At 64.6% G+C, this 13776-nt stretch carries 14 protein-coding genes; 11 read left to right on the top strand and 3 right to left on the bottom strand.

Going from position 1 to position 13776, the window contains the following annotated elements; all coding sequences use genetic code 11:
• Positions 1–43 precede the first annotated feature (43 nt).
• The 3 genes from fhuB to EOA78_RS11030 are packed head-to-tail and all read right to left on the bottom strand — an operon-like array spanning position 44 to position 5095.
• Positions 44–2041, bottom strand: a complete 1998-nt coding sequence (gene fhuB, locus EOA78_RS11040; protein WP_127315229.1) for a Fe(3+)-hydroxamate ABC transporter permease FhuB — start codon at positions 2039–2041, stop codon at positions 44–46.
• 5 nt (positions 2042–2046) lie between these two features.
• Complete coding sequence (locus tag EOA78_RS11035) at positions 2047–2928, bottom strand: ABC transporter substrate-binding protein (protein ID WP_245477466.1); 882 nt, start codon at positions 2926–2928, stop codon at positions 2047–2049.
• A gap of 7 nt (positions 2929–2935) precedes the next feature.
• Positions 2936–5095, bottom strand: coding sequence for a TonB-dependent siderophore receptor (locus tag EOA78_RS11030; protein WP_245477465.1), 2160 nt, complete (start codon positions 5093–5095; stop codon positions 2936–2938).
• Positions 5096–5294: 199 nt separating this feature from the next.
• Here EOA78_RS11030 and EOA78_RS11025 point away from each other — a divergent pair, with 199 nt between their 5' ends.
• The 11 genes from EOA78_RS11025 to arsK all read left to right on the top strand — a co-directional run bounded on the left by EOA78_RS11025 (position 5295) and on the right by arsK (position 13720).
• Complete coding sequence (locus EOA78_RS11025; protein ID WP_127315190.1) at positions 5295–6119, top strand: ATP-binding cassette domain-containing protein; 825 nt, start codon at positions 5295–5297, stop codon at positions 6117–6119.
• A gap of 28 nt (positions 6120–6147) precedes the next feature.
• Positions 6148–7080 (top strand): tonB-system energizer ExbB, encoded by a 933-nt coding sequence (gene exbB, locus EOA78_RS11020; RefSeq protein ID WP_127315189.1) that lies wholly within the window; start codon positions 6148–6150, stop codon positions 7078–7080.
• A 15-nt stretch (positions 7081–7095) separates the two neighbouring features.
• Positions 7096–7554, top strand: a complete 459-nt coding sequence (exbD, locus tag EOA78_RS11015; protein WP_127315188.1) for a TonB system transport protein ExbD — start codon at positions 7096–7098, stop codon at positions 7552–7554.
• A complete protein-coding gene (locus EOA78_RS11010) occupies positions 7551–8504 on the top strand; it encodes a TonB family protein (protein WP_348628473.1) in 954 nt (317 codons plus the stop codon). The genes exbD and EOA78_RS11010 overlap by 4 nt, the downstream gene beginning before the upstream one ends.
• A gap of 146 nt (positions 8505–8650) precedes the next feature.
• Positions 8651–8995 (top strand): helix-turn-helix transcriptional regulator, encoded by a 345-nt coding sequence (locus EOA78_RS11005; protein WP_127315187.1) that lies wholly within the window; start codon positions 8651–8653, stop codon positions 8993–8995.
• On the top strand, positions 8992–9498 hold the full coding sequence (locus EOA78_RS11000) for an arsenate reductase ArsC (protein ID WP_127315186.1): 507 nt from the start codon (positions 8992–8994) through the stop codon (positions 9496–9498). Before EOA78_RS11005 ends, EOA78_RS11000 begins: the two co-directional genes overlap by 4 nt.
• A 1-nt stretch (position 9499) precedes the next feature.
• Positions 9500–10189, top strand: a complete 690-nt coding sequence (locus tag EOA78_RS10995) for an MIP/aquaporin family protein (protein ID WP_127315185.1) — start codon at positions 9500–9502, stop codon at positions 10187–10189.
• Positions 10186–10605, top strand: a complete 420-nt coding sequence (gene arsC, locus EOA78_RS10990) for an arsenate reductase (glutaredoxin) (protein ID WP_127315184.1) — start codon at positions 10186–10188, stop codon at positions 10603–10605. Before EOA78_RS10995 ends, arsC begins: the two co-directional genes overlap by 4 nt.
• A 75-nt stretch (positions 10606–10680) precedes the next feature.
• Positions 10681–11001 (top strand): metalloregulator ArsR/SmtB family transcription factor, encoded by a 321-nt coding sequence (locus EOA78_RS10985; RefSeq protein WP_127315183.1) that lies wholly within the window; start codon positions 10681–10683, stop codon positions 10999–11001.
• A 50-nt stretch (positions 11002–11051) separates the two neighbouring features.
• Positions 11052–12485, top strand: coding sequence for an FAD-dependent oxidoreductase (locus EOA78_RS10980; RefSeq protein ID WP_127315182.1), 1434 nt, complete (start codon positions 11052–11054; stop codon positions 12483–12485).
• Positions 12482–13720, top strand: coding sequence for an arsenite efflux MFS transporter ArsK (gene arsK, locus EOA78_RS10975; protein ID WP_127315181.1), 1239 nt, complete (start codon positions 12482–12484; stop codon positions 13718–13720). The genes EOA78_RS10980 and arsK overlap by 4 nt, the downstream gene beginning before the upstream one ends.
• Positions 13721–13776 lie beyond the last annotated feature (56 nt).

Here is a 13776-nt window from a genome sequence, read left to right as displayed (position 1 = left end):
ATGCGCATTGTGGCCGCCAGCCCGAAGCACTTGGCGGTGCCGCTCATTGCCGGCCTTTCCACATCAGCACCATGAAATAAGGCCCTCCGACCAGAGCAGCCAGCAAACCCGCCGGAATCTGCCATGGGAAAATGAGCATCCGGCCGGCCCAGTCGGCCGAAACAAGGATCATACCGCCAAGCATCGCGGATGCGAAAAGCTGCGGGAAGGCGCGTTGAAGGCCGAGCATGCGGGCCAGGTGCGGCGCCATCAATCCGACGAAGCTCAGCGGCCCGATGACCAGCGTAGCTATTGTCGTCGGCACCGAAATAAGCACCAGGAGGATGGCCCGCACGCGAAAGAGGCTAAGCCCGAGCCCGCGCGAGGCGGCTTCTCCAAGCGGCAGGATTTCCAGCCAGCGGATTGTGAGGGGCACGATGGCCAGCAGAGCAGTCGTCGTCACAGCGGCGATTATGGCATCGCTGGCGGTGGCCCGGTAGGTGGAGCCGGATAGCCAGCCGATGAGCGTATCGAGCCGAGGATCGCCGCTGGCGAGCATCACCGCCGAGAATGCCGACGCCATCGTCGCCACCGCGACACCGGAAAGCAGCAACCGATCATTCGCGATGGGCTGCCTGCGGCCGGTCTGCCAAATCATCGCCAGGCTGGCCAGAGCCCCGACGAGACCGGCCGCGATCATTGCCGGGCGGTTGACGGTCGGAGTCGCGACGAAGAGCAGCAGGATGCCTAGCGAGGCGCCGCCCGAAACACCCAGCACCTCGGGCGCCGCCATCGGATTGCCGGTCATCCTCTGCATCAGCGTGCCGACCACGCCTAGCATCATACCAGCGGAAACCGCGACGACGATGCGAGGCGCCCTGAGCGGCAGGAGGTCGGCAAGTTCGGCGACCGGGGCTAGGTGCCAGCCGGCCGCGCCTCGCCCGACAACAAGCGCGGCGCAGAGAAGAAGCGCCATCGCGAGGAGGCCGGCCAGCAGATAGGCCCACTCGCTTCGCCTGCGCACGGAAGACAGCATGGCGCCGTCCCGATCCGGATTGATGCGCAATTTCGGCAGGAGAAGAAACAGCAGCGGCGCACCGAGGAAAGCGGTCGCCACGCCTGCCGGAATTTCGGAGGTAAACGGCATGACCTGCACCAGTCGGTCGGTCAGCCACAACAGCGTGGCACCCGCCAGGGACGCCCAGATCATGCGCTGGCGCAATGTCCGTGCGCCGGCGAGCCTGACCAGCGCCGGCGCCGCAAGCGCCACAAAGCTGATAACGCCCACGGCTGCGACCACCATGCTGCTCAGCGCGACGGCGACAGTCATCCCGGCCAGCCGTGTCACCACGGGTTTCGCCCCGAGGCTTTCCGCTCCCTCGTCGCTCAGGTCCAGAAGCCGCAGCGGCCGGAGCAGAAGGAAGGCAGCAATGCCGGCCAGCGCGAGCCATGGCGCGAACCCGAGCACCACGGCGTCGCCGTTCTGGATCAGCGAACCGCTCTGCCAGATGAACAGTTCCTCGGAATACTCGCGGTTGGCCGCCATCAGCAGGGCGCTCGCTGAACTGCATGTGAGGCTGACCACCAGGCCGGAAATGATGAGCGCGACCGGCGAGAAGCGCCGGCCCTGGGCCAGAGCCAAAACCGCCAGCGTCGACAGGGCGCCGCCGGCGAGCGCCACCCATTCGCGACCTTGCTCCAGCAGCCACGGCGCGTAGAGTGTGGCGATCGTCAGGGCGACGGTCGCGCCTGCATTGGTGCCTATGGTCGTCGGCTCGGCGAGCGGATTGCGCAGCACTTGCTGGAGCAGCGTGCCGGTCAGGCCGAGCGCCGCGCCGGCCAGCAGACTGATCGCCAGACGCGGCAGAAAGGCATGCCGGTAAAGCAGCTGCCGCGGATCGGCAGGATCCGTCGCTCCGAGCGACTGCCACCACATGTCGGCGGGCAACAGGCGCAAAAGCCCGGCAGCGGTGAGATATCCGGCGAGCACCGCCGGCACGCCGACGAGGGCGACGAGCATCCCCCCCGTCAAACGAGCACGATGGCCGGCCGTGGACTGCATGATGGTCATGCCCGGGCCACAAACGTCGCAAAACGGGCAGCGGCGGCAAGCCCGCCGAACGGCCATACCGGCGGGATTGTCCTGACGTTGCCGGCTTTGACGCAAGGAAGGTTCGCCCAGAGGCTGCTCTGGTTAATCCGGATCTTCACATGCGGGGGAATCGGATCGAGAGAAATTACGCGAGCCTTGCCGATCGCAACCAACTCTTCGATGCCCAGGATGGAAAAGCCCCAGCTATCGGTCGGCGCCGTCCAGGCATTGGTGAGGCGCAACCTGTCGAGCACGTCCTGGAACAGACTGCCCTTGCCGTAGACGCGGACGTGACGGTCGTCGAACATGCTGACCACAGCGAGCGGCTGCTTTGCCCGCTCTGAAAATTGTGCCCTGATCTGGGCGATTGCCGCCGCCGTCTCCTGGATAAGCCGGTGCGCTTCAGCCTCCCGGTCAAGTTGCAAGCCGAGTTCCAGCGTTTCAATTTCGGCCTGGCGATAAGGCGCTTCAGTACCATCGTAGAAGGGCACGGTGTGTAGTGGCGCGATCCGCTTGAACGGAGCTTCGTCCAACCCGTACCCATAGGCGCCGATGATAAGGTCGGGCTTGAGTTCCAGCAGCAGTTCGAGATTGGGCTCGCCGCGCGAGCCGAGATCGATGCAGCCGGCGGGAAGAGCCGGACCCGCGACCCAGTCGCGGTAGCCCTTGGTGTCGGCGACCGCGACCGGCCCGATCCCGAGCGAGATGACCATCTCGGCCGAGGTCCATTCGAGGCAGGCGATCCGCGGCGGCCTTGCCGCACGCGCCGGGCTGCCGCGCAGACCGAGGCTCGTCGCGGCCAGGCCGGCAAGGCACCGGCGCCGCGTCAGTGGTGCCAATTGGGTCCGGGCCTGCACGCGAGGGTCACCATGTGTACTTCACCGAACCCTTGATCCGGCGACCCTCGCCATAAAAGCAGCCGAAGCTTTCCGCGAAACAGGAGGCGACATAGCGCTTGTCGAACAGATTGCTGACATTGAGGTTCAACTGAGCATTCTGCCATTTGTAGTGGAGCGCGGCGTCGACAAGTGTGACTGCCGGCACCTTGAAAGTGTTGGCATCGTCGCCATAGGTCGAGCCGACATAGCGGATACCGGCACCGAGCCCGAGGCCCTCCAATCTGCCGCTGCCGACTGTGTAGTTTGCCCACAGCGAGGCCGCGTGTTCGGGCACGCCGAAAGGCGTGTTGCCCTGGTTGCTCGTTCCATCCTCGTTGATGCTGGTCGGGCTGGTTATCTCGGTGTCGAGCCAGGTATAGGCCGCCCGGAAATCGAAGCCCGAATCAAGGCTCGCGACGCCTTCCAGCTCGATGCCGCGCGAGCGGATCTCGCCGGTCTGGAAGATGTCGTTGGGCGCGCCAACACCGCCGTAGCGCACGACATTCTGCCGGGTCAGGTCGAAGGCCGAAACGGTGACGAAGGAATTCCAGCCAACCGGCTGGTATTTCAGGCCGACCTCGTACTGCTTGCCGGTTTCGGGCACGAGCGGATTGCCGTTGCTGTCGGGGCCGGACACCGGCTGGAACGATTCGGAATAGCTGACATAGGGAGCAAGGCCGTTGTCGGCGAGATAAAGCAGACCGGCGCGGCTGGTGAAGGCATCGTCCTTCTGGCGCGGATCGAAAGCGCCGGTCAGATTGTCGTGGACTTTCGCGTCGGCCCAGTCCTGGCGGCCGCCCAGCGTCAGCCGCCAGTTGCCCAGCTTGATCTGGTCCTGCGCGTAGAGGCCGACCTGCGATTGGGTGGTGTCGGTATCTGTATAGGGCGTCATTTCGCCGACCGGGTAGCCATAGACCGGGTCGAAAATATTGAAATCATCGCCGATCATATCGTTGCTGGCGGCATAGTCGCGGTAGGTGTAGCGCTTGTAGTCGAGGCCAACGAGCAGCGTGTGGGCGAGCGGCCCGGTTTCGAAATCGGCCTGCGCCTGGTTGTCGATGGTCACGCCGCTGAGCCTGGTGCCGCCGGCATCGGCATAGCGGGAATAGTCGCCCTCATCATTCAGAAGCCCGCCGCCGAAGACGCCTTCCTCATAGTGCTTCAGATAGACGTAGCGGGCATGCTGGCGAACCTGCCATGTCTCGTCGAAGCGGTGATCGAATTCGTAGCCGATCGACGCCTGGTCGTTGTTGTAGGTGTCGAAGTCCGGTTCGCCGACGAACATACTGTTCGGCAGATATTTGCCGTCTCTGCCCGGCCTGATCGTGCCGTATGCCGGCAGGTACTGCATCGCCCACCCGGACCGGTCGCGCTGATAGTTGGCGAGGATGGTCAGGCTGGTATCGGCATCGGGCTGCCAGGTGAGCGCCGGCGCGATGAAGATGCGGTCGTCCTCGACGAAGTCTGTCTGCGTATCCCCGGTGTGCGCGGCGCCGGTGAGGCGGAACAGCAGCGACTTGTCGGCGTTGACAGCCCCACTGAAGTCGAACTTTCCTTCATAGCGGTCGAAGCTTCCGGCGCCGAGTTCGACCTCGCGGAGGGTCTCCTCGGTCGGGCGCTTGCTGACATAGTTGATGATGCCGCCAGGACTTGCCTGGCCGTAGAGAACCGACGCCGGCCCGCGCAGGATTTCGTAGCGTTCGGCGCCGTAGGAATCGAGCGCCGTGAACAGCGTGAAATTGCTCTCCTTGAGCTGCAGCCCGTCCTTGTAGAAGACGCCGCTGGAGTTCGAAATGCCGCGCATCTGCAAGCCGTGGCCACGATTGTCGGTGCCGTAGAGATTGCCGCTTGCGCCTGGCGCATAACGCAGCGCGCTATTCAGGCTGTCCACCGCCTGCGCTTCCATCTGGTCTTTGGTGATGACCGATATCGACTGCGGCGTCTCGATCAACGGTGTGTCGGTCTTGGTGGCGGTGGAGCCCTGGGAGGCGACATAGCCGTCGACCGTCCCAAAGGCGCTTTCGACGCGTTCCTGAATGTTGATCGGGTCGAGAGTGGTGGTCGCCTCCTGCGCGACGGCGTGGCCGCCGCCAAGCAGCACCGGCAGCGACATCGCCGCGATCAGCAGGCTTCGGCGCGCAGTCACTTCATCTTGAGTTGTTCCGCGACCTGAACCAACGACCATCTCGGCGCGCTCCAAATTTTCGAATTTCGACGCAAATCCGGCGCGTCACGACATTTTGTTGACTCAAAAGGTCATCTTCATTGTTGACTAGTAAACTCATGTTTCATAGTCAACCGGGCACCGGTGCCGAAAACCGGATTGCCGAAAACCGGATTTCGAAATGCGCGCGCAAAGCTGGAGAGAGGCCGAGACCGTGGCAGGAATTCACGCCCAGACTGCCTTCCATGTCGAAGCGGTGCGTTTCGCTGTCGGCGAGCGGACGCTGCTCGGGCCGGTTACACTCGAACTACAACGTTCGCGCGTCTACGGCCTGATCGGGCACAACGGCTCGGGCAAGTCGACGCTGATCAAGCTCCTGGCGCGCCAGCAGCCGGCAAGCTCGGGCGGCATCACCTTCGCGCAGCGGCCGCTGGTGCAGTGGGGCGCGCGCGAACTTGCCCGCGCGCTGGGCTATCTGCCGCAGACGACACCGGTGGCGACCGGCCTGACCGTGCGCGAACTGGCAACGCTCGGGCGCTATCCCTGGCATGGCGCGCTCGGCCGTTTCGGGTATGAGGACAGGCGCCATGTCGACGAGGCGCTTGTCCTGACCGATATGGCGGATTTTGCCGACCGGCTGGTGGACGAATTGTCCGGCGGCGAGCGCCAGCGCGCGTGGCTGGCGATGCTGGTGGCGCAGAATGCCGGCGTCATGCTGCTCGACGAGCCGATCTCGGCGCTCGACATCGCCCATCAGGTCGAAGTGCTGGGGCTGGTCAGGGACCTCAGCCGCAAACGCGACCTGTGCGTCGTCATCGTGCTGCACGATCCCAACATGGCGGCGCGCTACTGCGACGAATTGATCGCACTGAAGGACGGCAGGCTGCTGACGCGCGGCACGCCGGACCAGATCATGCAGGGCGACGTGCTCAAAGGAATTTTCGGTGTCGAGATGGGCGTGTTTGCGCACCCCGTCACCGGCCAACCCATCGGCTATGTGCAATGAGACCACTGTGAGAATAAGGAAGAAGCCCTTGTCCAGACATGGTTTGTTCGCGGCCTTGCTCGCATCCGTCATCCTGTCGGCTGGCGGCGCGGCCGCCCAGGAGCAACCGGGCGCAGTCCCGGCGATCGAGGCACCGGCTCCCGCGCCCGGGGAGGCTGCGCCGGACGCGGTCGTGCGACCGGCGCAGCCTGGCGTGACAACGCCCACCGAGACCACGCCTATCGAGACTGGTCCTTCGACGGCGACGTCTTTGACGCTACCGCATGATCTGTCGCCATGGGGGATGTTCATTGCGGCCGACATCGTCGTGAAAGCGGTGATGATCGGGCTGGCTTTTGCGTCCTTCGTCACCTGGACGATATGGCTGGCCAAATCGCTGGAGATCCTTGGCGGCAAGCTGCGCGCCCGCCGCGCGGCACAAGCGATCGGCAATGCCGCCACGCTGAATCAGGCCGGGCGCGCGCTTGGCCACAATAGCGGTCCCGGCGCCCTGCTGGTGCGGGCAGCCGAGGAAGAGGCAGCACTTTCGGCCGGCTCGCTCGACCACGTGTCCGGCGACGGGCTGAAGGAACGGGTCACCTCGCGCCTGGCGCGCATCGAGGCGGCGGCGGCGCGGCGCATGTCGCGCGGCACCGGCGTGCTGGCGACGATCGGCTCGACCGCGCCCTTTGTCGGCCTTTTCGGCACGGTCTGGGGCATCATGAACGCCTTCATCGGCATCTCGCAGGCACAGACCACCAATCTCGCTGTCGTTGCACCGGGAATCGCGGAAGCCTTGCTGGCCACCGCGATGGGCCTTGTCGCGGCGATCCCGGCGGTGGTCATCTACAACGTCTTCGCGCGATCGATAGCCGGCTACAGGCAGATCCTCGCTGACGCGTCGGCAGGGGTCGAACGGCTGGTCAGCCGGGATCTGGATTTCCGCACGGTCGCGCCGGCAAAGCAGATGGCCGCGGAATGAACACGGAGCGACGCCATGGCAGCTAGAATTCGAGAGAACATCGACGGCGATCTTGCGGAAAACCATGAGATCAACGTCACGCCGTTCATCGATGTGATCCTGGTCCTGCTGATCATCTTCATGGTCGCGGCGCCGCTGGCGACGGTGGATGTCAATGTCGACCTGCCGGGCTCGACGGCGACGCCGGCTCCCCGGCCGGAGACGCCGCTGTTCCTGACGCTGAAAGACGATCTCAGCCTGGCGATCGGCAACGACACCGTGCCGCGCGAAGCCTTCGCCGCCACGCTCGTCGGCAGGACAAAAGGCGACAGACAGACGCGCATCTTCCTGCGCGCCGACAAGGCGGTCGGCTATGGCGATCTGATGGAGGCGATGAACCTTTTGCGCGGCGCCGGCTATCTGAAGATCGCGCTGGTCGGTCTCGAGACCGCGCCCGGCGATGCCGCGGCGCCGCAAGTCGGAACGGGCCAATGATGTCGCCGGCGGCCGCCATGCCGATGGCCGATCAGCGGCGTTTCGGCGTGCGCGAGATTGCCTGGTGGGCGGGCGCGGCTGCGCTGGTTCTGGTGGCGCATGCCGCGATCGGTTATGCGATGCAGAGCTGGCGCCCGGCCGAGCCCGATGGCGGGCCGCCGCAGGCGCAGGTGATCGAGTTGTCGCCGATGGCGTTCACGCCAGCCATGCCGGCCCCGATACCGGACGAGGTGGCGCCCGATCAGCCGGATCCGGCCGAGGAGCCCGTAGCCGAAACGGAGCCTGCGCCCGAACCGTCCGTCGAGCCGGCAGAGCCGGTCGCCGAGCCGTCGGAAACCGCTCCGGCCGACACAGTCGAGCCCACCCCGCCGACCATGGCGGAGCGGGTCGACCAGCCGCCGCTCGAGGAGGTCGTGCCGGACGTTGCCGAGGCCGTCACGCCGGAAGTGGTCATCCCGCTGCCGCAGCCGAAACCGGTCGACGCACCCGTCGAGACCAAGCCAAAGAAGCAGGCAAAGGCGAAGGAGCCTGTCGAGAAGGCCAAAAAGCTTGCGAAAGAAGAAAAGGCAACACCTCCGCCGAAGACAGCAGCCGCCGCCAGCGTCGCTGCGAAGCCCGCAGCCAGGTCGGCCGCACCGAAATCGGCCAAAGCAATTTCGAGATCCGGTGTGAGCTCGTCCAAGTGGAACTCGCAGTTGCATGCGTGGATCAGGCGGCACACGCGCTATCCGAGGGCGGCGAAGGCCCGGCGCGAGGAAGGTAGTCCACGAGTGACCTTTACGGTCGATGGATCCGGGCGCGTTCTATCCGCCCGACTGGCTCGTTCCTCCGGCTATCCGGATCTCGACCGCGCGGCGCTCGACGCATTACAGGGTGCCAAAGTGCCAGCGCCGCCGCCAGAAAAAGCGGGTACATCTGTTGCGGCGCCTTTCACATTCAAGCTGGATTAGGTCGTTCGGCATAAATAGGCCAGCGTTGGCCGACAGTCGGATGCGGACCATTGCAGCCCGCGTCCGGCGACGAGTTTCGACTTTCAAGCGTCATCCGGTTGTCATATGTCCGCCATATACATCCATAATTCCGGATTCTAGGATACATGGACAAGACGACAGCTCTTCTCGCATTGGCAGCGCTTGGCCAGGACACCAGGCTCGAGGTGTTTCGCCTGCTGGTCCGGGCGGGCGCAGACGGTGTGCCGGCCGGCGAGATCGCCTCGCGCCTCGGTACGGTGCAGAACACCATGTCGGCGCATCTGAAGGTCCTCGACCATGCCGGCCTGGTCCGTGCCGAGCGCGACGGCCGGACGATCCGCTACGTCGCCGATATGACCGGCTTTCGGGATCTACTTGCCTATCTCATGGAGGATTGCTGCAACGGCGCGCCGGAGCTCTGCCAGCCGGTCATTCAGGCGGTGACCTGCAACGAAGGGACTACGCCATGAGCGAGCCATACAACGTGCTTTTTCTCTGCACCGGCAATTCGGCGAGGTCGATCCTCGCCGAAGCGATCCTGAACCGTGTCGGCGCCGGCAAGTTCAGGGCCTATTCGGCCGGATCGCACCCGAAGGGAGAGGTCCATCCCTACGCGCTCCAGCTTTTGAAAACCATGAACCACGACACGTCCTTCGCCCGTTCGAAGGACTGGCAGGAATTCGCGGCTCCCGGCGCGCCCGAGATGAATTTCGTTTTTACCGTCTGCGACAATGCGGCCAATGAATCCTGCCCGGTGTGGCCGGGACAGCCGATGACGGCGCACTGGGGCGTGCCCGACCCGGCCGCCGTGGGAGGCACCGACGCCGAAAAACATCTGGCCTTTGCCGAAGCCTATCGCATGCTCAACAATCGGATCTCGATCTTCGTCAGCCTGCCGATGAACACGATCGACAAGCTCGCCCTGCAGAAACGGCTGGATGAAATCGGCCGCGATCTACCGAAGGCCGGCTAATATGGCGATTGACCTGTCCCGTCGCATTGTCGCGGAAGCGCTCGGCACGGCAATGCTTGTCGCGACGGTTGTCGGGTCCGGGATCATGGCCGACAGGCTGACGGGCGACGTCGCTGTTTCCCTGCTCGGCAACACCTTGCCGACTGGAGCGATTTTGGTGGTGTTGATCACCATACTCGGACCGATTTCCGGGGCGCATTTCAATCCGGCGGTGACGCTGGTTTTCGCCCTCAGGCGTGAAATCGAAGCGAACGCCGCACTGGCGTATGTCATCGCCCAGCTTGTCGGCGGCGTTGCCGGGACGCTGCTGGCGCACGCCATGTTTGAACTGCCGATTCTACAGATCTCGCAAACCGTGCGGACCGGAAACGGACAATGGCTCGCGGAGTTGGTGGCCGCCTTCGGCCTGGTCTTCACCATTCTGGCGGGACTTCGCTTCCGTTCGGATGCGATTCCCTGGCTGGTCGGCCTCTACATCACCGCGGCCTATTGGTTCACCGCATCGACGTCGTTCGCCAATCCGGCGGTCGCCATTGCGCGAGCGGTTTCAAACACGTTCGCGGGCATCCGTCCTGTTGACCTGCCGGCGTTCATCGTCGCCGAACTGCTGGGCGCGCTGCTTGCCATGGCCTTGGCAGGATGGCTGCTCAGCGAGCCCAAACCAACCAGACAGATGAGAGCCGCGAAATGACCATCACCATCTACCACAACCCCGACTGCGGCACCTCGCGCAACACGCTCGCCATCATCCGGCAGTCCGGCGAAGAGCCTGATGTGATCGAGTATCTGAAGAACCCGCCGTCGCGCGAACGGCTGGTCGAGCTGATCAAGGCGATGGGGATGACGCCGCGCGAATTGCTGCGCGAGAAGGGTACGCCGTACGCCGAGCTCAATCTCGGCGATCCCAAATGGACCGACGACGAGATCGTCGATTTCATGCTGGCGCATCCGATCCTGATCAACCGGCCGATCGTGGTGACGCCGCTCGGCATCATGCTTGCACGGCCGTCCGAAGCCGTTCTCGACATCCTGCCCAATCCGGATATCGGGCCGTTCGCCAAGGAAGACGGCGAAGTGGTGATCGATGCGTCGGGGCGGCGCGTCTGAAGGTATAATCCAGTTCTTCGATAATCTTGGAAATAGAACTTGACGACACCCGGCAGCGGGAGCTAGCGTATTTCCATGAAACTCGAACAAGCAGCAAAACAGCTCGAGGCGCTCGGCAATCCGACGCGGCTGAAGCTTTATCGCACGCTGGTGAGGGCAGGCGAAACCGGACGACCGGTCGGTTATCTGCAGGAAGCCCTCGGCATCGCTGCGTCGACCCTATCGCATCATCTCCACCGGCTTATCTTGACCGGCCTGGTCACCCAGGAACGCCAGGCAACGACCTTGATCTGCCGTGCCAATTACCCTGTCATGAACGATCTCCTCGGCTTTCTTGCCGATGAATGTTGTGCCGATGCCGCATGCGGCCCGGCTGTCGGCGAGGCTGCTGCGTAACTCTTTTTTGGGCGATATTTCTATAATCCTAGAAGCATAGAAGGTGCATCATGGTTCCCAACAGCAATCACCCGGTCGCCATCATCGGCGGTGGACCGGTCGGCCTGGCGGCTGCCGCCCAACTTGTCAGCCGCGGCCTTCCGGTCAAGGTTTATGAGGCTGGTTCCGGGGTCGGTTCGAACCTTCTGGACTGGGGTCATGTGCGGGTCTTTACGCCGTGGCGCTATTGTGTCGATGCGGTCGCCCGAAAACTTCTCGAGAGCCACGGCTGGCAAATGCCCGAGCCGGAGGCGTTCCCCACCGCCGATGAGATCGTCGACCAATATCTCGCGCCGCTCGCAAAGCTTTCCGAACTGGCGCCGTCGATCGAGACCAATGCCCGTATTGTCGCCATTTCCCGGTGGGGAGCCGACAAGGTGTTGAGCAAGGCGCGAGAGACGCGGCCGTTCCTGCTTCTGGTCGAGACCACCGAGGGCACGCGCCGGGACAGCGCTCGTGCCGTGATCGATGCGTCCGGCACCTGGCAAACGCCGAACCCGCTCGGTGCAGGCGGCTTGCCGGCCGAAGGTGAGGTGGAATTTGGAAACCGCATTGCCTACGGCATACCGGATGTCCTCGGACGCGACCGTCATCTCTATGCGGGCCGCACGACATTGGTCGTGGGCGCCGGCCATTCCGCCGCCAACGTCTTGCTGGAACTGGACAGGCTCGCGCAAACCGAACCCGGCACTTCGGCACTATGGGTGACGCGCGGCACCGACCTTGTCCGCATCTATGGCGGCGGCGATGCCGACGCCCTGCCGGCGCGGGGCGAACTCGGTTCGGATGTCCGGCATCTCGCCGAGAGCGGCCGCCTGTGGTTGGTGACGGGCTTTGCCACGGTTGCCATTCGCGAGGTCGACGGCCGTCTCGTTGTCGACGGGCAGACAAAGGATGGGCTGCGCACGCTCGGCCCCGTCGACAGGATCATCGCCGCGACGGGGCAGCGCCCTGATCTCACCTTGACCCGGGAGCTTCGGCTGGACCTCGATCCGTGGCTTGAAGGCGTCAAGGCGCTGGGGCCGCTCATCGATCCCAACGAGCACTCATGCGGCGATGTCCCGCCGCATGGTCATCGCGAACTCAGCCACCCCGAGCCCGATTTCTACACGGTCGGCGTCAAAAGCTATGGCCGCGCCCCGACCTTTCTGCTGCTGACCGGCTATGAGCAGGTCCGCTCGGTCGCCGCGGCGCTCGCCGGCGAAATGGCGGCGGCCGATGCCGTGCAGCTGGTGTTGCCCGAGACCGGCGTCTGCACTGTGCCGGCGTCACTTTCAGGCGCGTCGTCCCAGGGTTGCTGCGGCGGGCCGGCGCCGGCTGCTGTTGACGCCTGTTGTGTCGAGGACGCCAAGGCGAAGGCCAGCGGCAAGTCAGGCTGCGGCTGCGGCAGCACGCAAGCGATCGCAGCAGTGCGCAGCGGCGATCTCGAGATCGCCGCTCGATGAGCGACCGGAAGATCCCGGCTGCCGCGCTCTGGGCGTTGGGGCTGACGCAGATCATCGGCTACGGCACGCTCTATTACAGCTTCAGTATCCTGGTGCCGTCGATCGCGCTCGAGTTCGCCTGGCCGGAGCAATGGGTTTTCGGCGCTCTGTCGGCGTCGCTGCTGGCGGGTGGGCTTTTTGCGCCGACAGCCGGGCGCTGGGCCGATCGTTTCGGCGCCGGCCGGGTGATGACCTTTGGTTCGCTTGCTGCGGCGGCAGCGCTTGTCGCTTGCGCGCTAGCACCCGGCCGGGTGAGCTTTGTGCTGGCCCTGGTGGCGATGGAGCTGGCGTCCGCCTTCGTGCTTTACAGCGCCGCTTTCGTCGCGATCGTCCAGATCGGCGGAGCCAGGGCGCAGCGCAGCATCACCCATCTGACGCTGATCGCCGGCTTCGCCTCCACCCTGTTCTGGCCGCTGACGGCGGCACTGCACGAATACCTGACCTGGCGCGAGGTCTATTTGGTCTTTGCCGGCATCAATGTCGCCATCTGCCTGCCCATCCATGCCTGGCTGGCGCGGCTGTCGCATCGCACAGACGAAAGCGCTTCACCGACACCTGCGGCTATGGGGTCAACAGGCGGTGCGGCTGCCTTCACCCCGCGCGACCGCAGCAGAGTGTTTCTGCTCATGCTTGGCGGCTTCGCGATCGAGGGTTTCGTGCTGTCCTCGATCCTCGTTCACATGGTGCCGCTGACGACGGCGCTCGGGCTTGGCTCCGCCGGGCTCGTCGTCACCACGCTTTTCGGGCCGTCCCAGGTGGCGAGCCGGTTGATCAACATGCTGTTCGGCGGCCGGCTGGCACAGACCTGGCTGGCGGTGATCGGCGCGACATTGCTCCCGCTCGGCCTTGTCGCCCTACTAGCGACCACACCATCGGTGCCTGGAGCCATCGCTTTTGTCATCCTGTTTGGATTGGGCTCGGGCCTCGCCAGCATCGTCGGCGGCACGCTGCCGCTCGAACTGTTCGGGCGGGAGCGCTACGGCGCCCGGCTCGGCTGGGTGACGGCCGCGCGTCAGTTTTCTTCAGCGCTTGCGCCCTTTGCCCTTGCCATGGCGATGGCAGGCATCGGCGTCCAACCATCGCTCTGGTTGACCGCTGCGGTCGGCATGCTCGGCATACTGGCTTTCTCCGCAATCATCCTGATCAGGCGGCAGCCTCTCGCGCATGATCGCGTGATGCTTACCTCGGCGAACTGACGTCGCGTGCAGCGTACAGCTGTGCGCAACAGCGAGCGGTCGGCCAAGGGCGCTCG

Origin of the sequence: Mesorhizobium sp. M5C.F.Cr.IN.023.01.1.1 (genome assembly GCF_003997585.1) — a bacterium.
Classification (GTDB): domain Bacteria; phylum Pseudomonadota; class Alphaproteobacteria; order Rhizobiales; family Rhizobiaceae; genus Mesorhizobium; species Mesorhizobium wenxiniae.
The sequence above is the reverse complement of the archived record's forward strand: the minus strand, read 5'-3'. Positions and strand labels throughout refer to the sequence as shown.